This is a genomic window from Winogradskyella aurantiaca (assembly GCF_003362725.1).
GTDB classification, from domain to species: Bacteria; Bacteroidota; Bacteroidia; order Flavobacteriales; family Flavobacteriaceae; genus Winogradskyella_A; species Winogradskyella_A aurantiaca.
In genome coordinates, this window is record NZ_QKTV01000001.1 from 499,037 (window position 1) to 523,799 (window position 24,763).

General features: G+C 37.8%; 22 protein-coding genes. 15 read left to right on the top strand and 7 right to left on the bottom strand.

Annotated features, from left to right (window positions below):
- Positions 1 to 194: 194 nt before the first annotated feature.
- Positions 195 to 3,563 (top strand): hypothetical protein, encoded by a 3,369-nt coding sequence (locus tag DN064_RS02275; protein ID WP_115460984.1) that lies wholly within the window; start codon positions 195 to 197, stop codon positions 3,561 to 3,563.
- A 75-nt stretch (positions 3,564 to 3,638) separates the two neighbouring features.
- On the top strand, positions 3,639 to 4,184 hold the full coding sequence (locus DN064_RS02280) for a DUF3575 domain-containing protein (protein WP_232827348.1): 546 nt from the start codon (positions 3,639 to 3,641) through the stop codon (positions 4,182 to 4,184).
- A 13-nt stretch (positions 4,185 to 4,197) separates the two neighbouring features.
- Here DN064_RS02280 and DN064_RS02285 read toward each other — a convergent pair whose 3' ends face one another.
- Both DN064_RS02285 and DN064_RS02290 read right to left on the bottom strand, forming a co-directional pair.
- Entirely contained in the window at positions 4,198 to 5,733 is a 1,536-nt protein-coding gene (locus DN064_RS02285) for a glycine--tRNA ligase (RefSeq protein WP_115460985.1), read from the bottom strand.
- Between the two features lie 62 nt (positions 5,734 to 5,795).
- A complete protein-coding gene (locus DN064_RS02290; protein WP_115460986.1) occupies positions 5,796 to 6,737 on the bottom strand; it encodes a hypothetical protein in 942 nt (313 codons plus the stop codon).
- 16 nt (positions 6,738 to 6,753) lie between these two features.
- On the opposite strand from DN064_RS02290, the gene DN064_RS02295 reads away from it, so the two are divergent.
- Together DN064_RS02295 and DN064_RS02300 are read left to right on the top strand one after the other, a co-directional pair.
- Positions 6,754 to 7,431, top strand: coding sequence for a ComF family protein (locus tag DN064_RS02295; RefSeq protein WP_115460987.1), 678 nt, complete (start codon positions 6,754 to 6,756; stop codon positions 7,429 to 7,431).
- A gap of 54 nt (positions 7,432 to 7,485) precedes the next feature.
- On the top strand, positions 7,486 to 9,111 hold the full coding sequence (locus tag DN064_RS02300; protein ID WP_232827349.1) for an Ig-like domain-containing protein: 1,626 nt from the start codon (positions 7,486 to 7,488) through the stop codon (positions 9,109 to 9,111).
- Here the strand turns inward: DN064_RS02300 and DN064_RS02305 are convergent.
- A complete protein-coding gene (locus DN064_RS02305; RefSeq protein ID WP_115460989.1) occupies positions 9,059 to 9,850 on the bottom strand; it encodes an amidohydrolase in 792 nt (263 codons plus the stop codon). The two genes, DN064_RS02300 and DN064_RS02305, sit on opposite strands and share 53 nt — an antisense overlap.
- A 73-nt stretch (positions 9,851 to 9,923) precedes the next feature.
- Here DN064_RS02305 and DN064_RS02310 point away from each other — a divergent pair, with 73 nt between their 5' ends.
- Positions 9,924 to 11,075, top strand: coding sequence for a serine hydrolase domain-containing protein (locus DN064_RS02310; protein WP_115460990.1), 1,152 nt, complete (start codon positions 9,924 to 9,926; stop codon positions 11,073 to 11,075).
- A 2-nt stretch (positions 11,076 to 11,077) separates the two neighbouring features.
- Here DN064_RS02310 and DN064_RS02315 read toward each other — a convergent pair whose 3' ends face one another.
- Positions 11,078 to 12,220, bottom strand: a complete 1,143-nt coding sequence (locus DN064_RS02315; RefSeq protein WP_115461363.1) for a methionine aminotransferase — start codon at positions 12,218 to 12,220, stop codon at positions 11,078 to 11,080.
- A gap of 76 nt (positions 12,221 to 12,296) precedes the next feature.
- Here DN064_RS02315 and DN064_RS02320 point away from each other — a divergent pair, with 76 nt between their 5' ends.
- Positions 12,297 to 14,384 (top strand): S46 family peptidase, encoded by a 2,088-nt coding sequence (locus DN064_RS02320; protein WP_115460991.1) that lies wholly within the window; start codon positions 12,297 to 12,299, stop codon positions 14,382 to 14,384.
- A 2-nt stretch (positions 14,385 to 14,386) separates the two neighbouring features.
- On the opposite strand, the gene DN064_RS02325 is transcribed toward DN064_RS02320, so the two are convergent.
- Positions 14,387 to 14,857 carry a DUF1569 domain-containing protein gene (locus DN064_RS02325; RefSeq protein WP_157962206.1) on the bottom strand — a complete coding sequence of 157 codons (471 nt, stop codon included), beginning with the start codon at positions 14,855 to 14,857 and terminating at the stop codon, positions 14,387 to 14,389.
- A 158-nt stretch (positions 14,858 to 15,015) separates the two neighbouring features.
- The gene (ahcY, locus tag DN064_RS02330; protein WP_115460993.1) at positions 15,016 to 16,332 is read right to left on the bottom strand and encodes an adenosylhomocysteinase; all 1,317 of its coding nucleotides are present in this window, start codon (positions 16,330 to 16,332) and stop codon (positions 15,016 to 15,018) included.
- Between the two features lie 135 nt (positions 16,333 to 16,467).
- On the opposite strand from ahcY, the gene DN064_RS02335 reads away from it, so the two are divergent.
- The 8 genes from DN064_RS02335 to DN064_RS02370 all read left to right on the top strand — a co-directional run bounded on the left by DN064_RS02335 (position 16,468) and on the right by DN064_RS02370 (position 23,636).
- Positions 16,468 to 17,091, top strand: coding sequence for a 4'-phosphopantetheinyl transferase family protein (locus tag DN064_RS02335; protein WP_115460994.1), 624 nt, complete (start codon positions 16,468 to 16,470; stop codon positions 17,089 to 17,091).
- Position 17,092: 1 nt separating this feature from the next.
- Positions 17,093 to 17,830, top strand: a complete 738-nt coding sequence (locus DN064_RS02340; protein ID WP_115460995.1) for a geranylgeranylglyceryl/heptaprenylglyceryl phosphate synthase — start codon at positions 17,093 to 17,095, stop codon at positions 17,828 to 17,830.
- A gap of 2 nt (positions 17,831 to 17,832) precedes the next feature.
- A complete protein-coding gene (locus DN064_RS02345) occupies positions 17,833 to 18,093 on the top strand; it encodes a YkoF family thiamine/hydroxymethylpyrimidine-binding protein (RefSeq protein WP_115460996.1) in 261 nt (86 codons plus the stop codon).
- Positions 18,077 to 18,709 (top strand): nicotinamide riboside transporter PnuC, encoded by a 633-nt coding sequence (gene pnuC, locus DN064_RS02350; protein WP_198659392.1) that lies wholly within the window; start codon positions 18,077 to 18,079, stop codon positions 18,707 to 18,709. Before DN064_RS02345 ends, pnuC begins: the two co-directional genes overlap by 17 nt.
- Positions 18,670 to 19,239 (top strand): AAA family ATPase, encoded by a 570-nt coding sequence (locus DN064_RS02355; protein ID WP_115460997.1) that lies wholly within the window; start codon positions 18,670 to 18,672, stop codon positions 19,237 to 19,239. The genes pnuC and DN064_RS02355 overlap by 40 nt, the downstream gene beginning before the upstream one ends.
- The gene (locus DN064_RS02360) at positions 19,236 to 20,804 is read left to right on the top strand and encodes a DUF4301 family protein (protein ID WP_115460998.1); all 1,569 of its coding nucleotides are present in this window, start codon (positions 19,236 to 19,238) and stop codon (positions 20,802 to 20,804) included. Before DN064_RS02355 ends, DN064_RS02360 begins: the two co-directional genes overlap by 4 nt.
- The gene (gene arfB, locus DN064_RS02365) at positions 20,791 to 21,201 is read left to right on the top strand and encodes an alternative ribosome rescue aminoacyl-tRNA hydrolase ArfB (RefSeq protein WP_317047351.1); all 411 of its coding nucleotides are present in this window, start codon (positions 20,791 to 20,793) and stop codon (positions 21,199 to 21,201) included. The genes DN064_RS02360 and arfB overlap by 14 nt, the downstream gene beginning before the upstream one ends.
- 248 nt (positions 21,202 to 21,449) lie before the next feature.
- Complete coding sequence (locus tag DN064_RS02370; protein ID WP_115460999.1) at positions 21,450 to 23,636, top strand: TonB-dependent receptor; 2,187 nt, start codon at positions 21,450 to 21,452, stop codon at positions 23,634 to 23,636.
- Here the strand turns inward: DN064_RS02370 and DN064_RS02375 are convergent.
- A complete protein-coding gene (locus DN064_RS02375; RefSeq protein ID WP_157962207.1) occupies positions 23,633 to 24,061 on the bottom strand; it encodes a Rieske (2Fe-2S) protein in 429 nt (142 codons plus the stop codon). The two genes, DN064_RS02370 and DN064_RS02375, sit on opposite strands and share 4 nt — an antisense overlap.
- Positions 24,062 to 24,240: 179 nt before the next feature.
- On the opposite strand from DN064_RS02375, the gene greA reads away from it, so the two are divergent.
- Entirely contained in the window at positions 24,241 to 24,714 is a 474-nt protein-coding gene (gene greA / locus DN064_RS02380) for a transcription elongation factor GreA (RefSeq protein ID WP_115461001.1), read from the top strand.
- Positions 24,715 to 24,763 lie beyond the last annotated feature (49 nt).

Genomic DNA, 24,763 nt, shown 5'->3' on the forward strand with positions numbered 1-24,763 from the left:
AATTAATGCTGTAATTTTACACTATTATTTTAGCGCGGTTTTAACGATAAAATAATTACTCATAATCGTAGTTATTCAATAGACTAAGCTATAACCAAGTTATTCTTCAATTGATAGCGGAAATTCAGATATGCTTTTGGCATCAATCCCTAACCTGTTTTAAAAGACTGGCTATTCTACTGGTCTTTGGGGTAATGAGCATGTACTCCCATGCACAGGAGAATGTCGAAAATTACCGTACAAAACGAATTGCAGTTACCGATACTATGAGAATAGATTCTGTTAGTATTAACCCATCAAGATTTGTATTGCGTTCCAAAACAGGTGAACTCATTGATTCAACTTATTATAGGGTTGACTTCGCGAAGTCCATTATTGTTCTGAATAAAAAGCTAAATGCCGATTCGGTCGATGTGTCGTATTTGAGATATCCGCTTTTTTTTACAAAGACCTATCAGCAGCTGGATGAATCGATCATTGTAAATAATTCTAGTGGTTTGCAACGCCTATATAAGATTCAGCGTAACGAGAAAAAATCGACGTTTAAACCCTTTGATGGCTTAAACACCTCTGGAAGTATCTCGCGAGCCGTGACGATTGGTAATAACCAGAATTCTGTACTCAATAGTGAATTAGACCTTCAAATTTCTGGAAAACTCAGTGAGAAGGTGACTTTAAGGGCGAGTATTCAGGATGCTAATATTCCTTTGCAAGCGGCGGGCTATTCGCAGCAGTTAGATGAATTTGACCAGGTGTTTATTGAAATACTAAGTGAGGACTGGAATATCCGTGCTGGTGATATAGACTTAATGAATACCAAAAGCTATTATGCCAATTTTACCAAACGGGTTCAAGGCTTATTTGTTAATGCCAATTTGAGCAATGCCACCAATTTGTTTGCATCGGGGGCTATTGTGCGTGGGCAATGGACAACCACACAGTTCGTGGCACAGGAGGGTAATCAAGGGCCTTATAAAATATTAGGGCCTAACAACGAGATTAATGTGCTAATGGTTTCAGGTACTGAGACTGTTTATGTCAATGGCATACCTTTAGTTCGGGGTGAAAACAGAGATTATATTATCGATTACAATGCTGCGGAACTTATTTTTAATTCTACTTATCCAATTACTTCTGAGATGCGAATCACTATTGATTATCAATATACAGAGCGCAACTATTCAAGATTTATAGTGTATGGTGGTGGGTCGTATCAAAAGGAAGAATTTAATGTTAATGTGTCCATATATTCCGAAAGTGATGCTAAGAACCAACCGCTGCAGCAAGATCTGTCTGAAGAACAGGTTCAAATTTTGGCTGATGCTGGTGATGACCGTTCCGCAATGATTGCACCATCTGAGCGCCCCGCAGAATTCTCTGAAAACCGCATTCTTTATCGTAAAGAACTAATTGGAACGGAGGAGATTTTTGTTTTTTCAAATAACCCCGATGACGAACTTTTTAGCGTTACCTTTTCAAATGTTGGTGATAATAACGGTAATTATCAATTGGCTAATTCTAGTGCGGTTAGCAATATCTACGAATATGTAGCTCCAGTCAATGGTGTCCCACAGGGAAGTTTTGCACCAGTAATCCAGTTAGTGGCTCCAGAACGACTTCAGGTAGCAGTTTTAAATACAGAATACAAACCCAGTGATAAAACCAACTTATTTGTTGAATTGGCGGCTAGTAACAATGATCTCAATTTATTTTCAGACTTGGATAATGACGACAACGACGGTGTGGCAGGTAAGCTACGCCTTAATCAATTTATAGTTAAAAAAGATAGTACTTGGAACCTATTGGTTAAGTTGGATTCAGATTTTATTCAGAATGATTTTAGAACGGTACAGCGGCTTTACAGACCTGAATTTAGTCGTGATTGGAACCTAGATGATCCTTTAGGTGACCAGTTACTGTTTACAACAGGAGTCAACTTATTTCATCAGCAAAAAGGAAGGATTGATTACAATTTCGAATATTTAAATTATTCAGAAAATTATTCAGGTAATAGACATAACCTTTCTGCCAATTTGCGACTTGGAAGTTTTTTGCTTTTCACCAAGTCTAGTATAATGAACAATGAAAGTAGTATTAACGATGCTCAATTTACGAGATCTCACAACCGAGCTGTTTATGGAAAGCAAAAATTTTGGGCAGGAACCAAAATAGCCTTGGAGGATAATGTTCAAAAAGAAAAGGCTACAGGTATTTTATCTCCCTTGAGTCAACGTTTTGTTTCTTACGAACTTTTTACTGGGTTTGGTGATAGTACTAAAATCTATGCTGAGGTTGGCTACATTAAGCGCCATAATGATAGTTTGCGGAATAATACAGTTAAGCGGGTTAATAACTCCAATACCTACTATTTAAAATCCCGTTTGGTGCAAACTGCCAATACAAATCTCCAATTGTTTGTCAACTTCAGAGACCTTAATGCCGAAGATGAACTGTCTGTTGATGAGCAGTCACTCAACAGTCGATTGAATTTTAGTCAGCGGTTCTTACAAAATGTCATTCTGTGGAATATCAATTTTGAAACCAATTCAGGGACACAAGCACAACAGGAGTTCACCTATGTACAAGTAGAACCCGGTCAAGGTGCTTATACCTGGATTGACTATAATAATAATGGCATTCAGGAATTGGATGAATTTGAATTGGCTCAATTTCAGGATCAAGGGGAATATATTAGGGTATTATTGCCAAACCAGATTTTTGTGCCTACCCATCAAAATCGCTTAAGTCAGACTTTAACACTTAATCCTAGTCAATGGGCAAAATCTGAAAGTAAAGGGAAAAAATTCTGGTCTCATTTTTATAATCAAACTGCCTTTTTACTTGATAGAAGAATACTGAGAGAACCCGACGATTTTGATTTGAGTCCAATAGATAGTGGAGGGGATACTACCCTTGGTATCAATAATAATATTAGGAATGTATTTTTCTTTAATCGTGGAAGGCAGCGCTATACCTCATCGTATACTTTTCTGTCTAACAGAACTCGGAACTTATTATCTGTTGGTTTACAGGAGAACAAACTGTTAAGTCACCAATTTAGTTTTATTCACAAATTTGCTCAGAGTTGGTTGTTCAATACACAGTTTAATTTTGATGAAAATGAAAGTATTAGTGAGAATTTTGAGAGTCGAAATTTTAGAATAAAAACAGAAAGATTCTTACCGAAGCTGTCATATATTTTTAATGAAAATGCCCAGTTTGATGTCTTTTATCAATACAGCAGCAAACAAAATCAGATAGCGGTTATGGAAGCTTTGAAACAAAATAATTTTGGGCTATCCTTTACCTATAACAATCCAAAGGCCATTGCCCTTATAGGAGAGTTCAATTATTTTGATAACGACTTTACAGGCAATGCTAACTCACCTGTGGCCTATCAGATGCTGGAAGGCTTACAGCCAGGTAATAACTTCACATGGAATCTTCTCGCTCAAAAGAAATTGACCAAATTTCTGGATTTGAATCTCAACTATTTAGGAAGAAAGACCGAGGGTTCTAATACCATTCATACAGGATCAGTACAATTGCGAGCCTATTTTTAAAAATAGCCATTTTCGTACGCAACGCTTTTGTATATTTCTGATCTTATTAATGATCAATCTAAAAACCAAATAATCATGAAATTGAAAATAATTTCAATAATTCTAGTACTTCTAATAGCCTCTGAATTTGTCCAGGCTCAAAACCAAAGTGATAATGATTCCATTCAAACTGATGCTATTCGGAAGAATGAAATTAAAGTGAATGCAGTTTTTCTTTTAGCAGGTGCTTTAGAGGTGTTTTATGAAAGAAATATCAATGAACAGAGTTCTGCTGGAATATCAGTTTTAGTACCTTTTGTTCAAGAGGACATCGACTGGACTCTCAATTATTACATATCGCCTTATTATCGCGTCTTTTTTGGTGAAAAGTATGCCGCGGGCTTCTTTTTTGAAGGTTTCGGAATGTTGAATTCTGCCGAACGCTACAATTTTGTTGAAAACATTAATAAAGATGTGATAGATTTTGCTTTAGGGATTGGTCTGGGTGGTAAATGGGTTACTAAAAAAGGTTTAGTATTTGAACTAAATGCCGGCATTGGACGAAACCTCTTTAATACAAAGGAACATAGCGATTCAGCAATAATCGGGAAGTTTGGTTTTAATTTAGGTTACCGATTCTAGAAGCCGTTGTCCTTTAGCCTTTTAACCAGTTTTTTACAGACACTTCATTATTTATAATTGTGGATAAATCCTCAATTTTAACTCGCGATTGCTCCATTGTATCCCGGTGTCTTAAGGTTACAGAATTATCGTCTAAACTGTCATGATCTACCGTTATACAAAATGGTGTTCCAGCAGCGTCCTGACGTCGGTATCGACGACCTACAGCATCCTTTTCATCATAAATAACATTGAAATCCCACTTAAGGTCCTCAACGATTTTTTTAGCAATATCAGGAAGTCCATCTTTCTTAACCAACGGAAGTACAGCGGCCTTTGTTGGAGCTAAAACGGCTGGTAGCTTTAATACGGTTCTAGTGGTGTTGTTTGGAAGAGTCTCTTCCACCAAAGAATTAGAGAAAACGGCCAAGAACATGCGGTCTAATCCTATAGAGGTCTCCAGTACATAAGGTGTGTAATGCTCATTGCTTTCAGGGTCAAAATACTGCAGTTTTTTACCAGAATATTCCTCATGCTGTTTTAGATCAAAATCGGTTCTGGAGTGTATACCTTCGAGCTCTTTAAAACCAAACGGAAATCTAAACTCAATATCCGTGGCAGCATCAGCATAGTGGGCCAGTTTTTCATGATCGTGATAACGGTAATTATCTTCACCCAGACCTAAGGAAAGATGCCATTTGAGTCGGTGTTCCTTCCAATGCTCAAACCACTCTTTCTGAGTACCAGGTTTTATAAAGAATTGCATTTCCATTTGCTCGAACTCACGCATTCTAAAAATAAATTGTCTGGCTACAATTTCGTTTCTAAATGCCTTTCCAGTTTGCGCAATTCCAAATGGAATTTTTAAGCGACTGGATTTTTGTACGTTAAGATAATTTACAAAAATCCCTTGTGCAGTCTCGGGTCTTAAGTAAAGATCCATAGCATTCTCAGCTGATGCACCTAACTTAGTCCCAAACATTAAATTAAATTGCTTTACATCCGTCCAGTTTTTACTGCCCGTCAGGGGATCTGCAATTTCCAGTTCTTCAATCAGGTTTTTAACGTCCGCCAAATCTTCATTTTCGAGAGACTTACCTAGTCTACTTAGGATCGAGTCAATTTTTTCTTGATAACCAAGAACTCTAGGGTTGGTTTGAAGGAATTGAGCCTTATCAAAAGCATCGCCAAAACGTTTGGTAGCCTTTTTTACTTCCTTTTCAATTTTAGCTTCAATCTTAGCACAATAATCTTCTACAAGTACATCGGCACGGTAGCGTTTTTTTGAATCTTTATTGTCAATCAAAGGATCGTTAAAAGCATCGACATGTCCTGATGCTTTCCAGGTTGTCGGATGCATGAAAATGGCCGCATCAATACCTACAATATTTTCATGCATTTGCACCATGGCTTTCCACCAATAATTGCGGATATTATTTTTTAATTCTACCCCATTTTGAGCATAGTCATAAACGGCACTTAAGCCATCATAAATTTCACTGCTCTGAAACACATAACCATACTCTTTGGCATGTGATATTACTTTTTTAAACTGATCCTCGTTTGCCATGCTGCAAAAATAAAAAACCGCATCAAAAATGTGATGCGGTTCCAACTTATTTATGTAAGAGTTTATTTAAGTTCAAAAGTTGATGAATTGAGTAATCGATCATCATTAAAGACATTGACATAATACAAGCCTTTTTCCAGAGGCTTATCGTTATTACTTGCCTTAATCATTGTGCAAATATCAATGGTTTTATTACTGTAATCCACAACTTCTTTCTTGCTGTATATAAGTACAGTTTCACCAAATTTTATAGATCCTTGATCTGCTAATACATTATTCTCAGGTGTGAGTACCTGAATGTAAAGATCTTTATTTCCGGCGTCTACGAGTGGATTTTCAGCTAAGGTAATGCATATATCCAAAGCATCCGTTCGTCTTGCCTTTTCAGTAGGTTTCTTACTATTTTTTCTTCCGATTCTAAACGCTTCTGTTTCAACATTGGTGGCCGCAATTAAAGCAGCTTTTGTAATGGTCTCGTTCAAAGAATCCTTTTCAGATTCTAAATTTGAAATGGTTTGCTCCTTTCGACGAATGGAATTGTATGCTAAACGACGCTCATTGATCAACTTTTCATTTTCAACATTGAGGGAGTCAATAGTAGCGAGTAAGACTTTGTTTTTTGTTTTAAGGGCCTTCAATTGGGTCTTGTATTTAGACACCACTTCCAAATTCCCATTTAAAATTTTCAAGGAATCTAAGGCTGTCCGAATTTCCTTTTTTGTTTTGGCCAATTCGTCTGAAACTAAAACATAATCCTCAGAAATATCTTCATAATTCTGAAGCATTTCCGATAATTCAGACTCAATTAGTTCTTTTTCCTGAAGGATAAATAATTCATGTGATTTAATAGACTCGTAATTGGAATAACTATAAACTCCAAGAGCTATTAATATGACGATCAATGAACTAATAATTAATCTGTAGTTAAATATCTGAGGGTTAACTATCATTATTAATTTCTTAATTTGTAGCGAAATTATGGCATTGTCAATCACTACTTCCATTTTAATCGATTAAGTGATGATAAATTTGTTAAACTTGTTTTTTCCGAAGGTTTGTGAGGCTTGTAGCAGATACCTCTCAGATAATGAACAGGTTATTTGTTCCGTTTGTCGACATGACCTCCCTGTTACCAATATCCATTATACAAAAAGTGATGCCGTTAAGCGGGTCTTATTTGGACGGGTTAAGTTAGAGGAGGCTACCTCTTTGTTTTATTTTTCCAAAGGAGGGTTAGTTCAAAAACTATTGCATAATCTAAAATATCGTGGGCATGAACATATAGGCCAGTGTTTAGGTGAATGGCTTGGTGAAGAACTTAAAGACTCTATGAGTTTTCAGGATATTGACGTAGTAGTTCCAGTTCCTTTACATCCCAAAAAATTAAGAATACGAGGTTATAATCAAGTTGATAGATTTGGTAGGGCCATAGCCAGCGCTCTTGAGATACCGTTTCAAAGAGAATTACTTAAGAAGCGTTTTGCTACAAAAACTCAGGTTTTTAAAAATAGGATTGGACGTTATGACGATTCAAAGACTAAATTCTATATCACTCATACTAATGAGTTCTCTAATCATCATATTCTAATAGTGGATGACATAATAACAACCGGATCTACCATAGAGAATTGTTCTCAAGTTTTACAGGACATTCCTGGAATTAAATTAAGTTTGGCTACTATGGCAATTGCAGAATAATTGTTTCATTAGTGAATATTTAAGTCGTTTCTTTACATGCATCAAAAAATAAAATTGAAAAAGTTACTTTTTATAATAGCAGCCGCATTGATTTTGTCTAATTGTGCAAACAGGGGGCGACCGGAAGGTGGCCCTAAAGACTTTGATCCGCCGGTAATAGTTAGTTCATCCCCTGAAAACTATAGTACTAATTTCGATGCCACGGAAATAAAGATCACCTTTGATGAATTTATAAAAGTCAAGGACTTACAAAAGCAGCTTATAATTTCACCTCCATTAAAGTACGATCCAGACATTACACCTCTGGGCACGGCTAGTAAGTTTATTAGAATTAGAATCAAGGATACCTTACCTCCAAATACAACATATGCATTTAATTTTGGCAACAGTATTGTGGATAATAATGAGGAAAATCCATTTCCATATTTTAGATATGTCTTTTCTACTGGGCAAACAATTGATTCTTTAAGTGTGCAGGGCGTTGTATTAGATGCGTTGGAGAGGAAAGCAGATGCCTATGTGTCAGTTATGCTTTATGAAGCTGATAGCACGTATTCAGATTCTATAGTTTACAAATCCAGACCGCGTTACATTACTAATACTCTAGACAGTATAAAAATATTTTCAATTGATAATGTTAAGGCAGGCACCTATAAAATGGTAGCTATGAAAGATAATAACTCCAACTATCTTTTTGATCCGGAACGTGATAAGATTGGATTTGTAGAAGGGTTTATTGAGGTGCCAAAGGATACACTTTACCAAATCAAATTGTTTCAAGAAGAACTCCCCTTTGAAATGGAGAGACCGAAACAAATTGGTAGAACAAGAATACTATTTCCTTATAAAGGAGAATTGGAGCCTATGCAAATAGAGATGCTTTCTGATAGTCTGCCAGACGATTTTGAATATAGATTGGTAAAGGAGCCAGATACAGATTCTATTAACTATTGGTATAAGCCAGAATTTAAGAGAGACTCTACCTTGTTTAGGGTCGTGTCTCAAACGTTTCAAGATACCTTAAAACACCGATTTAGAGTAATTGATAAGGATACGATGAATGTTAAGGCGCTAGTTTCGGGAAGGATTGATTTTGATGAGGTTTTTACCATAGAAAACGCAACACCATTTAAAAGTATTGATAAATCTTTAATTCAAATCATTGATAGAGATTCTGCGGAAGTTGATTTTGATGTTCGTTTGGATACTCTAATGAATCGTTATGAATTCCCTGTAAAACTTAAGGAGAGCGAAGGTTATGCAGTCCTTATGTTACCAGGTGCAATTGAGGATTTTTATGGTAATAAAAGTGATACGTTAAGGTTTTCATTTGCTACTAAAGCTAAATCTGATTTTGGCAATATGCGTGTGATAGTACATAATGGTCAGGTGCCAATGATTGTGGAGCTTGTTAATGAAGCCGGGGATGTAAAATACCGGAGGTTCGCAAAAATATCATCGATTGTAGATTTTACAGATATTATCCCTGGTAACTACTATATCCGTGCAATTTTTGATAGTAACAACAATAGCAAGTGGGATTCGGGGAACTTCTTAACCAAGCAACAACCCGAGAGAATTTCTTATGATAGCAAGATGCAGGAGGTAAAGGCCAATTTCGAATATGTTACTGACTTTTATTTATTAGATGAAACCAATCCCGATCCCCCAGAAAATTAAGTTTACTTCGGTACTTCGCGACACTATTTTTATTCAGTTCAGCATATTTTAATCCAGATCCAACATCAGTTCTTAGGTCTTGTATATTGCCCAGGACGTCGTAAATATTGGAATGCCCTGGATATTCGTGACCGTTTCCATCAAATCCAACCCGGTTAACCCCAATACAGTAGCTCATATTTTCAATAGCTCTGGCCTTGAGTAAGGCATCCCATGCATTAATTCTTGGTTTAGGCCAATTGGCAACGTATATGAGTAGGTCATAATCTTCCGTATTCCTTGCCCAGACTGGAAATCTAAGATCGTAACAAATCATGGGGCAAATCTTCCAACCTAAATACTCAAAGGTGACTTTCTTGGCCCCGGCTTTGTATGCCTCATGTTCACCGGCCAAAGTGAAGGTGTGTTTTTTATCATAATACCAGAGCTCTGCTTCTGGGGTTACAAACACAAAACGATTTACAAAATCACTTCCTTCCTTAATTACAAAGGAACCGCAAATGGCCGCTCGTTTAGTAATACTAAGTTCTTTTAGCCAAGGTATTGTTTCACCGTCCATAGTATCTGAAACTAGTTCTGGATTCATAGTAAAGCCGGAGGTGAACATTTCAGGTAAAATAAAAAGGTCTGATGCCGATACGTGGCTGAGGATTTTCTCTGCAAGCGCTTTTCGATTGCCTTCAGGGGACTCCCATATTAAGTCGGTTTCAACAAGGGTGACTACAAGATCATTTTTCATGGTTTAAAAATACAATTTTCAACCTGTTATATTAATCCGTAATTTCAGCATTCTTAACCAATCAGATACTAAAATGCAAAGGATTGTTTTCGTGTTGTCATTTGTTTTCGCAACCCTAAATGTATGCTACAGTCAAATCACCTATTTTCCGGAGCGTCATGCAGAATGGGAGACCCGATCTTCAGAAGAGCTCTCCTTTAATGATGAGGCCATAAAGGAGGTCGTAGCCTTTGCTGAGGCTAATGAATACTCTGGATCCAGAGACCTAAGAATTGCCATTTTAAAAGGTTTTGAAAGAGAACCGTTTCACGAAATTCTTGGACCCACCAAAAAACGTGGAGGCCCAGCGGGAATCATATTAAAAGATGGTTATATGATCGCCTCCTGGGGTGATATTAATCGTGTAGATATGACCTTTAGTGTAACCAAAAGTTTCTTATCAACTGTGGCCGGCCTGGCAGTAGATCAGAATTTAATTAAAAGTGAAATGGATTTTGCTAAAAGTTATGTTTGGGACGGGACTTATAGTGGTGAGCATAATTCACAAATTACCTGGCAACATTTACTCCAGCAAAATTCAGACTGGTCAGGCGAACTTTGGGGTGGGAAAGACTGGGCAGACCGGCCTCCAAGGGAAGGGGGGTTGGATGATTGGAGAAATCGAACATTGAATACGCCCGGAACAGTTATGGAGTATAACGATGTTCGTGTCAATGTTTTGGCCTACTCCTTATTGCACGTATGGAGACAGCCCTTACCAAAAGTGCTTAAAGACCGTATTATGGACCCTATTGGGGCCTCCACTACTTGGCGGTGGTTTGGTTACAAGAATGCCTGGGCCACGATAGATGGTATTCAAATGAAGTCGGTTACTGGCGGTGGACATTCTGGTGGAGGGATTTTCATATCGGCTGAAGACATGGCGCGATTTGGTTTGTTATTTCTAAATAAAGGCCGTTGGAAAGAGCAACAACTAATTAGCGAAGACTGGATTGATCGTGCAATTGCACCATCGATTCCAAATTCAAGATATGGTTATATGTGGTGGCTTAATAAAGACTTGGACTCACAAATGGAGGGTGTTTCAAATGAGGTGTTTTATGCGGCTGGTTTTGGAGGCAATTTTATTATTGTTGATCCTAGTACCAATGTAGTGGCCGTTACACGTTGGCTTGAACCTAGTCAGTTAGAAGGATTTTTACAGCGTTTAAATAAAGCGTTCTAACTTTAAATTGAATTAAGAATTTCAGCGGCTTTAACTAAAGTCTCCTCTGTTTTAGCAAAACAAAACCTCAAAACTTTATCATCTCTACCGCCCTCATTAAAAACCGATAAGGGAATAGATGCAATACCTTTTTCTCGGGTTAATCGTTTGGCAAAGTCGATGTCCCCTTCGTCTGTGATATCGCTAAAATCGAGGACTTGAAAATAGGTTCCCTTGGATGGAATAAATTTAAACCCAGAATCGGCAATTAAACTCAAAAAGAGATCTCGCTTTCGTTGAAAGAAAGAACTGAGGTTATCATAAGTTGAAGCATCCGCCATGTACTCAGCAATTCCTATTTGACTGGGATGGTGTACCGAAAATACATTGAACTGATGCACTTTTCTAAATTCTGTCATTAGCACTTTTGGTGCACAGCAATAACCAATTTTCCAACCAGTATTATGGAAAGTTTTACCAAAAGAGGCCGTAATGAAGCTTCTGGCCTTTAGTTCAGGGTATTTGCAAACACTTTCATGTTGGAGATCATCAAAAATAATATGTTCATAAACCTCATCACTGAGCACAATGATATTGGTATCATGAGTCAATCGTTCCAACGCACGTATATCTTCTTTAGTCCAAATTGTACCGCTTGGATTATGAGGGGTATTTATGATGATCATTCTGGTTCGGGAGGATAATTTAGAAGCTACTTCAAGCCAGTCTATGGAATACTCTGGTGCCGACAATTGAATAGGGACTGCTATACCTCCATTTACTTCAATGGCGGGCTGATAGCAATCATAAGCAGGCTTAAAAATCAATACTTCATCGCCCGATTTTACAAATGTCGAAATAACGGTGTAAATAGCCTGAGTTGCACCAGCCGTTACAGTGATTTCATCATCAGGATGGTAGGTTGAATTATACAGGGATATAAATTTATTTGAAATAGCTACCCTAAGGTCCAAAGAGCCAGCCATTGGTGCGTATTGATTGTAGCCTTCATTCATAGCCTTCTGTACTAATTTAGACAAGAGTGGGTCGCTAGTGTAATTGGGAAATCCTTGAGAAAGATTAATGGCATTGTATTCATTGGCCAGGCCACTCATTTCAGTAAAAATAGTGGTGCCAATATCTGGAAGTTTAGAGCTCAATTTTATCATGAATTTTGCCATCTATGTTGCAGTATAAAAATAGCCTTTATTATCTTTAAGCTCTAACTAAAAATTCAATTCCATGCGATTAATTAAGCTTATTTGTTTTCTGTTTGTAGTTCAAGTTTACGCTCAGCAGGGTGGCATGTGGATCCCATCACTTCTAGAGGGAATGAACGAAGACGAAATGCAGAGTCTCGGAAGTAAACTAACTGCCAAAGATATTTATGATGTCAACAATTCGAGTTTAAAGGATGCTATAGGTCATTTTAATGGAGGATGCACTAGCGAAATCATTTCCTCTCAGGGCTTATTACTTACAAATCATCATTGTGGTTATGGTCAAATTCAGTCACACTCGTCACTGGAGAATGATTATATCAAGAACGGATTCTGGGCAATGAACTTAAACGAAGAGCTACCAAATGAAGGACTGTATGTGGAGTTTATTGTAAGAATAGAGGATGTTACCACAGCCATGCTCAAGGGTATAACAGATGAAATGTCTGCACGTGAAAAGCAGTCACTGATTGATAAGAATAGAAATGGTGTTGAGAAAAAAATAAAAAAAGAGGATTGGCAAGGAATAAAAATACGTCCGTTTTATAAGGGAAACCAATATTATCTGTTTGTTACAGAAAGGTTTGAGGATATTAGATTGGTAGGTGCTCCTCCAGCCAGTATTGGTAAGTTTGGAAGCGATACTGACAATTGGGTATGGCCAAGGCATACTGGTGATTTCTCGCTATTTAGAATTTATGCGGACAAGAACAACAGGCCCGCAAGTTACAGTGAAGATAATGTACCGTATAAACCAAAACATTACTTACCGGTTTCGTTAGATGGTATTGAAGAAGGGGATTTCACGATGGTGTTTGGGTTTCCAGGAAGAACCAACGAGTACCTCCCTGCAGTTGCGGTTGAGCAGATTACCCAAAAGGTGAATCCATCTAATATTGCCATTAGAGAAGCGGCACTTGAAGTAATTGATGCCAATATGCAAACGGATGATCTGGTACGAATACAATATGCCTCTAAACAGGCCAGAATAGCTAATGCCTGGAAAAAGTGGATTGGTGAAAATTTAGGCATCGAGAAGAGTGGTGCTATTCAGATAAAGCGTGACTTTGAAATGGAATTTACGAAAGCTCTTAAAGCGCAAAGATTAGAGTCTGAGTATGGTGCTATATTACCTGAATTTGAGAGGTTATATGCAGAATTTGAGCCTGTTAACGTCAAGCGTAATAGTTTTGTTCAGGTTTTTCTGGTGACTAATGAGCTTATGCAGATGATGCTGAGAGTGGCACAATTGGAAATGGCATCTAAAAATGGCCAAGCTGCCTTTAATAGAGCAAGAAATTCTACTATAAATCAGATAAAGCGAATTCACAAAAATTATTCTGTTAAAGTCGATCGTGGGGTTTATGAAAAGGTAATGCCTTTGTATACAGATAAGATAGATGTATCTATATATGAGACCACAGCCTTTGTGGATTTGGATAAGGCTCTGGCAGTTTTGGAAGGCGATATGGAAGATGTTATCACAAAATTAAATAGTGATCCAGCCTATGTTTATGCGAAACCCATGATAATGGAGTTCTTCAATCAATACGAACCGGAATTTCAACGCATGAATACAGAGATCAATGGACTGCAAACGACTTATATGAAGGCCTTAATGCAGGTCATGCCAGATCAGCGTTATTTCCCAGATGCCAATAGTACAATGAGAGTCACTTACGGAAAAGTTAACGGTTATGCACCACGAGATGCGGTGTATTACAATCCTGTCACCTATTTAGATGGAGTTATTGAAAAGTACCAACCTAGCGATTATGAATTTGATGTTCCTGAAAAACTGCGAGAGTTATATACTGCTAAAGACTATGGCGATTATGCAGATGCCAATGGCAAATTACCAATTTGTTTTCTTGGCACCAATCATACCACTGGTGGAAATTCAGGAAGCCCAGCTCTTGATGCTGAAGGAAACTTAATAGGATTGAATTTCGATCGTGTTTGGGAAGGAACAATGAGTGATATTTATTACGATCCTGAAATTTGCAGAAATATCATGGTAGATCTGCGTTATGTACTCTTTATTGTAGATAAATACGCTGGTGCTAAGCATCTAATTGACGAAATGGATTTGGTGCATCCTAAGCGGTAGCATTATTTTAAAATATCCCGCACAATTTTCAAATGATGTTTGGTATGGACTTCTAAGAACCTTATGGTCTGTGCCTTGTCCATTTGTCCAAAGGCAAAGTGTGTAAAATTCGCTGAATTTGATAAGTCTTTCATTTTAGCAATATTCTTTCTGGCCTCTTGAACCTGGGCCTTAAGATCTTCTGTTAATATGATCTCTGGGGGTCTTACAACATCTGGTGATTTGGCCACCCCTCTTGGAATATAGCCCCCTGTTAGGGTAAAAACCCTTCCTGCATTGAAATTAGAGGAATAGGCTTCGGGGTTCGATGCTATCAGGGTGTCCGAAACGCGATTAATAACTTTTAAGGCGTGATCCAATTGCCAGGCAACATCGGACTGACTGATTTTTGCCTTTCGACGATCGCGGTTAACAATGTTGGTTTCAATCTCATCAATGAGAGGCTTTAATATGTCGGGGTTCTTTGTGCTCATTTTGTAATTTGAATAGATAAAAAGACCGGATATAATGATAATGAATATAATGAGTTTTCGCTTCATAGGTCTTTAATAGCAGTAAGTTACATCTTTATTTGGGGTATAAAAAAACCCAGACGAAGGCGTCTGGGTTTCAAATAGTCGTATTAATTCTATTAATATCTATAGTGTTCTGGTTTGAAGGGCCCTTCAACAGTAACACCAATATAGTCTGCCTGATCCTGTTTCAACTCTGTCAATTCAACACCAATTTTCTCAAGGTGTAACTTCGCAACCTTTTCATCAAGGTGCTTAGGTAACATATAAACCTCATTACCATACTTGTCTGAATGGTTCCAAAGCTCAATTTGTGCTAACGTTTGGTTTGTAAAGGAGTTACTCATCACAAAACTTGGATGGCCAGTGGCACAACCAAGGTTTACTAATCGACCTTCTGCTAACACAATAATGTCTTTACCATTAACGGTATATTTATCAACTTGAGGTTTGATGGTTACTTTCGTATCACCATAGTTTTCATTTAACCAGGCCATTTGTATTTCGTTGTCAAAATGTCCAATATTACAAACGATGGTCTTGTCTTTCATTGCTTGGAAATGCTCAGATCGAACAATATCCTTGTTTCCGGTAGTTGTAATAACAATATCAGAATTACCAACAACAGTTTCAAGGCGTTTTACTTCAAAGCCATCCATGGCTGCTTGTAAAGCACATATTGGGTCGATTTCAGTTACGGTAACAATACTTCCTGCTCCTTTAAATGAAGCGGCCGTACCTTTACCAACATCGCCATAACCACAAACAGTAACACGTTTTCCTGCTAACATGACATCAGTAGCTCTTCTAATAGCATCTACTGCAGATTCTTTACAACCGTATTTATTATCAAACTTAGATTTGGTCACAGAATCATTCACGTTAATGGCAGGCATTGGAAGTGTACCATTTTTAACGCGTTCGTATAAACGGTGTACACCAGTAGTAGTCTCTTCTGATAATCCTTTAATATCAGCTGCTAAATGAGGGTATTTGTCTAATACCATATTGGTTAGATCTCCACCATCATCCAAAATCATGTTTAATGGTTGCTTGTCTTCCCCAAAGAATAAGGTTTGCTCAATACACCAGTCAAACTCTTCTTCGGTCATGTCTTTCCAAGCGTAAACAGCGGTTCCAGCAGCCGCAATTGCCGCAGCGGCTTGATCTTGAGTAGAGAATATATTACATGAACTCCAAGTAACCTCGGCACCTAATGCTTGTAATGTTTCAATTAAAACAGCTGTTTGAATAGTCATATGCAAACAGCCTGCAATACGCGCTCCTTTAAGAGGTTGACTATCTTTATATTCCTCTCTTAAGCTCATTAAACCTGGCATTTCTGCTTCTGCCAATTCAATCTCTTTTCTTCCCCAGTCTGCCAAAGAAATGTCCTTTACTTTATAAGGAATGTATGCCATTGTTTTAGTACTCATAGGTATTTTTTTTGATGTTTTTTAAGTGTGAGGCTTCCTTTGCAAACGAACTTAAAAACAGTAATTTCGTTCTTTAGTTATACCTCTTATGCGCAAGGCGGTGCAAAGGTAATCATTAAGTCTGAAAAAAGGTAAATGCCACTCTATAAATCAATTAATCCAAACCCTTCAACTATCGTTAAGATTTGGAAGATCACAGAAAGCTATGATCAACTCATGGAATCTTTGGATCTTAAACCAGTGAGTTTAGAACGCGTTAGGAGTATGAAAAGTGAGATTCATCAAAGAGGTTTCCTAAGCGTTAGGCATTTACTGCGCGAATTAGGTTATACGGATCAGGATATTTTTTACGATGATCGGGGTAAACCCCACCTTAAAGACGGTAAGCACATTTCAATTACGCATTCATTTACTTTTTCAGGAATTATTGTCAGCGAGCATCCAGTAGGGATTGACATCGAAATGCAGCGTCCTAAGATTGCTATAATTGCAAAGAAGTTTGTTGATTACGAATGGGATTATCTGGACACTAAACACGAGGAGTATATTCGACAATTGACCATTATTTGGGCGGTGAAGGAATCGCTGTATAAATTGTTTGCGACCGCTGGTATGCTATTTAAAGAACATTTTTTGGTAATACCCTTTATGCTTCAGGACCTGGGGACTACGGCCTGGATTGACTATAAGGGTCTTAAACAAAAGTATGAAGTAGGGTTTATAGAATTTGAAGGATTTAGTTGCGCCTACACCATTTGATATGCAAGAGGTTTATAAAAACATAGTTTCAGAAAAAGAGAATAAACTCCTGGCAGTCTTAATAGACCCTGAGAATGAACATTTATGGCAGATAGCACCTAAAATCAAAAAAATCAATTCTTCTGCTGCCACACATATATTCGTTGGTGGGAGCACGGATCCTGACTCAAGGACAGATGCTGTTATCAAAGAGATCAAAAAGCATACAGCTCTTCCAGTTGTAATATTTCCTGGTGATACCAATCAAATATCAGCTTCGGCAGACGCCTTATTATTTTTGAGTTTAATTTCAGGGCGGAATCCTGATTATCTTATTGGAAAACACGTAACTGCAGTTCCCAAAATTATTGAAGCTGGACTTGATGTTATTCCAACAGCTTATATCTTAATTGAAGGGGGTTCAGTTTCAGCTGTAGAGCGTGTTAGTAAGACAAAACCTTTGTCTATAAATAATATCGAAACCATTGTAAAGACGGCGAAAGCAGGGGAATTACTTGGTATGAATCTTGTGTATCTCGAAGCCGGTAGTGGAGCGTCCTTTCCAATTCCTGAGGAGGTGATTAGAGCTGTAAAAAATAATCTCAATATCCCATTGATAGTTGGTGGTGGCGTCAAAACAAAAGAACAGTTAGAAGCTGCCTATGAGGCTGGTGCCGATATGGTAGTAGTAGGGACAGCCTTTGAACAAAACACGAGTGTCTTTGAGACTCAATTAAATCAGAAAATGATAATAAAATAGGTATGGACATATCCATAGAATTTACTCTTACACCACTTAAAGACGATTACGAACCACACATCATCGGCTTTATAAAGGCTTTGAGAGCCTCTGAATTTACAGTTCTAGAAAACCCTTTAAGTACACAGATCTTTGGGGACTATGATCAAATTATGCCTTTTCTCAATCAGGTTATTAAAGAATCATTCGAAGGCATGGACCTTGCGGTTCTTAACATGAAAATCGTTAAAACCAATAGAAGCGATTATGAACCCCATTTTTGAGTTTTTTCTCGATGCCTACCAGAATACACCAAGCTGGCAAATAGCTCTTGAAGCCATAGCTTTTGTATTTGGAATTGCCAGCGTATGGTACGCTAAACAGGAGAATATTCTAGTCTATCCAACGGGCATAATTTGTACAATTATTACAGTCTACCTTCTGTACATCAATAGTTACCTAGGCGACATGATGATGAATCTCTACTATTCTGGAATGAGTATTTATGGCTGGTGGAACTGGTCTCGCAAAAAGGACAATAAATACATGGTGCCCATTTCAAGAACCAATACTAAAGAGAAGCAAATTGGGGTGTTTTGTTTTGTCGTGACGATGCTGGTAACTTATGGAGTTTACAATGCTTTTGATTATACCTTAGAAATCCCTAATTATATTGATATTATCACCTCAGGAATCTTTTTTACCGCCATGTGGTATATGGCTAATAAAAAGATTGAGAATTGGACATTGTGGATCATCGGTGATCTCATAACAATTCCTTTATATGCCTATCGCGGCTTGGGAATGCTCTCCCTGCAATATCTTATCTTTACAGTCTTGGCTATTTACGGTTATTTAGAATGGAAGAAAAGCTTAAGCAACAACCTGCAGACTGCATAAAAATTGTGTTATTTGGACCTGAGTCCACGGGTAAAACCACACTTTCTAAGCAATTAGCCGAGTATTACAATACGCTCTGGGTACCAGAATTTGCGAGGGATTATCTTCAGGAAAAGTGGGATAGAGAAAAAAAGGTTTGTGAACCTCATGACTTGTTACCTATTGCAATTGGGCAGATGGCTTTAGAGAATGCTTATGCTCAAAGGGCAAATAAGGTATTAATTTGTGATACAGATCTTCTTGAAACAAAAGTTTACAGTGAGGCATACTATACCGGTTCATGTGATTCAATATTAGATACTTATGCTCAGAAAAACCAGTATGAATTGTATTTGTTGACTTATATTGATACTCCTTGGGTAGCGGATGATCTGAGAGACAAGCCTAATGAGCGAGAGCGCATGTTTCAGGCATTTTATGAGGCATTGTTAACTTATGATAAACCTTTTGTTTTATTAAAGGGAAATCCCGAGGAACGTTTTAACTTAGCTGTTGACAATATCAATCAATTGCTAGAAGCGCGTTCATGAACCTATCAGATCAGGATTTAAAAAAAATTGAAGAAAAAGGATTAACCTTAAAGCAGGTTAACAAACAGATTGAGACCTTTAAAACAGGATTACCGTACACTCATATTGTGGATACCGCTACCATTGGAAATGGCATTACCAAATTGAGTGACGAACTGATCGAAGAAACTATTGATTTTTTTGAAACTCACAGAAAAGGCCTGCATTTGCTAAAATTTGTGCCGGCATCGGGGGCAGCAACGCGAATGTTTAAATTCTTGTTTGAATTTTTAAAAAGTTATGATCCTCAAGTAGAATCAATTAATTCTTATATCAATAAGCATGAGCTTAAGGATTTGTCTTTATTTCTTGTTGGGTTGGAGAAATTTCCGTTTTACGATTTGGTAATAAAACAAATGTCTAGAGATGGTTCGGACTACTATGCAATTGAAAGTATTAGAGAACGAGTTCTGACATTTGTTCATGCCATGTTGGATGAGGATAAGCTTGACTATGGTAATTTTCCAAAAGGACTTTTACCATTCCATGAGTATAAAAATAAAGTGATTTCAACGGCTTTTGAAGAGCATTTATTTGAAACGGCACTGTATACTTCAGATGATAAGGTAGCACATTTGCATTTTACAGTTTCGGAGAAATTTAGAGATAAATTTGTTGAAGAAACAGAAAGGATCGAACACAAAGTAGAGAAGAAAACGGGATTAAAATTTGAGATCGAATATTCGTTTCAAATGCAATCTACAGACACCATTGCAGTAACCCCAGATAATGAGCCTTTTAGGGAAGAAGATGGATCGCTTCTTTTCAGGCCATCAGGTCATGGGGCCTTAATAAAAAACCTTAACGAATTAGATGCTGATATCATATTCATTAAGAATATTGATAATGTAGTCATGTTTATGCTTAAAGAAGAGGTTGCCAAGTATAAAAAAATACTGGCAGGGATTCTCATGAAGGTTCAAAAAGAAGCTTTCGAATTTATGCATCAATTGGACGCAGATACCCTTGAGGAAGCTGAATTAAATAGTATTGCCGAGTTTTTAACCCGCCGTTTAAACGTTAAGATTTCTCATGAGTTCGAGAGGTACTCAGACGCATACAAGCGCGAGTATTTAAGAGAAAAGCTTAACAGACCCATTCGAGTATGTGGAATGGTTAAGAATGAGGGTGAGCCTGGTGGTGGTCCGTTTTGGGTGCGTGATCAAAACTGGAATGCTTCCTTACAAATTGTAGAATCGGCACAGGTTAACTTAAATGACCCAGCTCAAAAAAACATTTTTAAGAATGCCACCCATTTCAATCCGGTAGATTTAGTATGTGCCACTAAAGATTACAAGGGAAATAAGTTTGATTTAAATGAATTTGTTGACGAAAAATCGGCATTTATAACCAATAAGACTAGAAATGGCAAAGCCATTAAGGCATTGGAATTGCCAGGTCTTTGGAACGGGTCCATGGCCTTTTGGAACTCAATTTTTGTTGAAGTACCTATAGTTACATTTAATCCTGTAAAAACAGTGAACGATCTTCTAAAACCCCCACACCAAAGAGGTGATATTAGATAAAAAGGGCATAGGCAGAGAACTAAAATTTAAAGCCATAAGGAGTTCTGGAAGTGGGGGTCAGCATGTCAACAAGGTAGCTACCAAGGTAGAGCTTAGCTTCGATTTGCAGTCATCATTGTTTCTTTCTGTTGACCAAAAACAAAAGTTGATACAGACTTACGCTTCTATGCTAAGCAAAGAGGGGGTATTACGTTTGAGCTCTGGTAAGACACGTAGCCAGTTACGAAATAAGGAACTGGTAACCCAGCGCTTATTTGATCTTTTAGAAGCCGGGTTAAAGACTCAGAAAAAGCGGAAGTCTACCACTGTGCCGCGAGCTGTAAAAAGAAAGCGTCAGGAAGATAAACGCCGACATTCGGACAAAAAATCGAGCCGAAAACCACCGAAAATAGGTTAAGTTTTTAAAGAGTAGTAAAAAAATCTTTCAACTGCGTAATCAATCTAATTTCTATCGTATTTTTGCGGCGTTCTCAAAAGGGGTGCCCTTCAAAGGGCTGAGATCATACCCATAGAACCTGGAACAGGTAATGCTGTTTAGGGAAAAATGCTAAATCTGATGTGCAACAGCTCAGTTTTGGCGTATTGTTTAATCAAAATAGTAACAAGAATAATTACCTCTTTTTATTCGATTAGTAACTAATCGTAATGAAAAATTTATTCGTATTTGTAGTAGCCTTATTTGTTGCTACTAACCTTTTTGCGCAACAACAACAGCAGCAAAAGGACTCAACAGAGGTTGAGAAATTAGATGAGGTCTTAGTAAAGGCCGTGAGGGTGGATGCAGAGTCGCCAATTACCCACACAAATATTACCAAAACTGAGATTGCAAAACGTAACCTCGGTCAGGATATGCCTGAAATTCTCAAGTTTTTACCGTCTGTAGTTAATACCTCAGACGCTGGAGCGAGTGTTGGCTATACCGGAATTAGAATCCGTGGGGTAAGCCCCCAATCCACTAATGTTACCATCAATGGTATACCCTATAATGATGCCGAGTCTCTAGGAACCTTTTGGGTTAATTTAGGAGATTTTGCTTCCTCAACTGAAAGCTTACAGTTACAACGTGGGGTAGGGACCTCTACCAATGGCTCTGGAGCCTTTGGAGCCAGTATTAACATCTTAACAGATGCAACCACCTATGAACCATCTGGCGAGATTTCCAATTCCTTTGGGAGTTTTAATACGCGTAAGCATACGGTAAAGTTTAGTACTGGTCTCATGAATGATCATTTTGAAATTTCGGGACGCCTTTCCAATATAGCTTCTGACGGTTACATTGATAGAGCCAGTGCAGATTTAAAATCCTATTTTCTTCAAGGGTCTTTTATAATGGACAATACGTTTATTAAGGCCGTTGTTTTTGGTGGAAAAGAAGTAACATACCAATCCTGGTTTGGGATTGATGCAGAAACATTGGCAACAGACAGAACGTTTAACCCAGCAGGGATCTACACTGGTCGCGATGGTAATATTACTTTCTATGACAACGAGGTAGATAATTATAACCAGGATCATTACCAGTTACACTGGAATCAGCGCTATAATAGAAATTGGTCCACCACCCTAAGTTTAAATTACACCTACGGTCGCGGATATTTTGAGCAGTTTCGTGAAGATGATGACTTTAGCACCTACGGTTTTGAACCCATTTTTGTCAACGGGGAACTTGTGGATACTACCAACTTAATTCGAAGAAGATGGTTGGATAATAACTTTTATGTTGTCAACGCGAACGCCAATTACAAAACAGATTCGGTAGATTTTGTGTTTGGTGGATCGTTTAGTTCTTATGATGGGGATCATTTTGGTGAGGTCATCTGGGCAGAGTTTGGACCTGGTAGTGAAATTCGAGATCGTTATTATGATGGTAACAGTAAAAAGACTGACTTATCTGGGTTTGCTAAGGCGAATTACCGCCTAAATGATAAGCTGTTATTATATGGAGATTTACAACTGAGAAATGTAACCTACAAGACAGTAGGTACCAACTCGGACCTTGATCCTTTTGAGGTAGATAAGAACTTTACCTTCTTTAATCCTAAGGCCGGACTTACGTATAACCTTAATACCACCAATGATTTATACTTCTCATATGCGCGAGCTAATCGTGAGCCAAACAGAACAGATTTTGAAAGTAACCCAGATATTAGACCTGAAGTCTTAAATGATTTTGAGTTAGGTTGGCGCCATGCCAAAAACGGCTTTAGTTTTAATGCCAACTCATACTTTATGCTCTACAACGAACAGCTTGTATTATCCGGGGAATTAGATGATGTTGGGAATCCAATACGTACCAATAGCGGTGAGAGTTATAGAATTGGATTGGAATTAGAGGCCGTTATACCTTTAGGGTCTAAGTGGGCCTTGCAACCTAATTTAACCTTAAGCACCAATCGCAATAGAGAAACCATTACTTCTATTGATGGAGAACTAGTAAATCTAGGGAGCACTGCTATCGCATTTACACCCAATGTTATTGGTGCAAATGCCATAGTTTATAGTCCAATTGAGCCACTTCAAATTTCATTATTGTCCAAATATGTTGGGGAACAATTTATGAGTAACACAGAAGCGCAACTTTCAAAATTAGATGCCTACTTCATCAACGATTTAAATGTTGTTTATACGATAAAGACGAATAAGGTGTTTGATTCAGTTGTTATTACCGGATTGGTAAATAATCTTTTCAATGAGGAGTATGTGTCCAATGGATACTATTTCACATATGATGATGATTTTACAGATCCAGGAACGATTACAACTGTTGAAGGGGTTGGCTATTACCCACAGGCAACTATTAACTTTCTAATAGGAGTTTCCTTATTCTTTTAATTGGATAATTGGAAGACATTATCTCCAATTGGAGTAACGCGATAAGGTTTAAGGGTACAGTTGGTGGACCCAGAGACAGGGCCGCCTGTAAATAAGGAATAGACATTATCTCCTGCACAACTACTTGAGACTTCCGTACCATCTAAGGTCATGGTAGAACATGAAGCAAGTGGTTGGGCAGGGTCTGCTCCATCCCAGGCCAAAATCGTCTGATTATTAGCTCTTATTAGATAGACACCGGCATTACCTTGACCTCCCAATCTTACAACTCCACTGGTAAAGTTTAGGTCATTGAACTGTGGAAGATTAAGGTTGATCACAGCATCTACAGTTACGTTGGGCAAAAAATTACAATTAGAGCCGACACTGTCGCCAGAACAACTGGTAATTAATACGGCTATTATAAGTATTTTAAGTGCTTTCATAATCAGTTTTAAAGGGCTTGCAAGGTACAATTTTAAGTCCATCCGTTAAAAGTTTCGTATATTTGCTATTCAATCTCGTTGACGCGAGATTTTTTGCATTTACCCAAGAGCGTATCTTGTCTCACATAAAACAAACGGGGTAATACAATAAATCGGTTTAAGGATTAAACGAAAGAATTATGAGTAACGTATCTTACTATACATTAGAGGGTATTAAAAAATTAAGAGAAGAACTACGTGTTCTAAAAGATATTGAACGACCAAAAGCCTCTCAAGCAATTGCTGAGGCAAGAGATAAAGGTGATTTAAGTGAAAACGCCGAATATGATGCAGCTAAAGAGGCGCAAGGACTTCTAGAAATGAAAATTTCAAAGATGGAAGAGACCTTGGCAAATGCTCGCGTTATTGACGAATCACAATTAGATACCTCAAAGGTTTTAGCCTTGTCTATAGTGAAAATTAAAAATCAGGTAAATGGTATGGAAATGACCTACACCCTGGTTGCTGAAAGCGAAGCGGATCTTGCTGCGGGTAAAATATCTGTTAATTCTCCAATTGGAAAAGGATTGCTAGGAAAGTCTGTTGGTGATGTGGCAGAAATCCAAGTGCCCAATGGTGTTATGAAATTTGACATCCTGGAAATTTCCAGATAGTTATAACAAAATATCTTTAAATGAGATTCTTATTCTCTTTTCAAGTGAA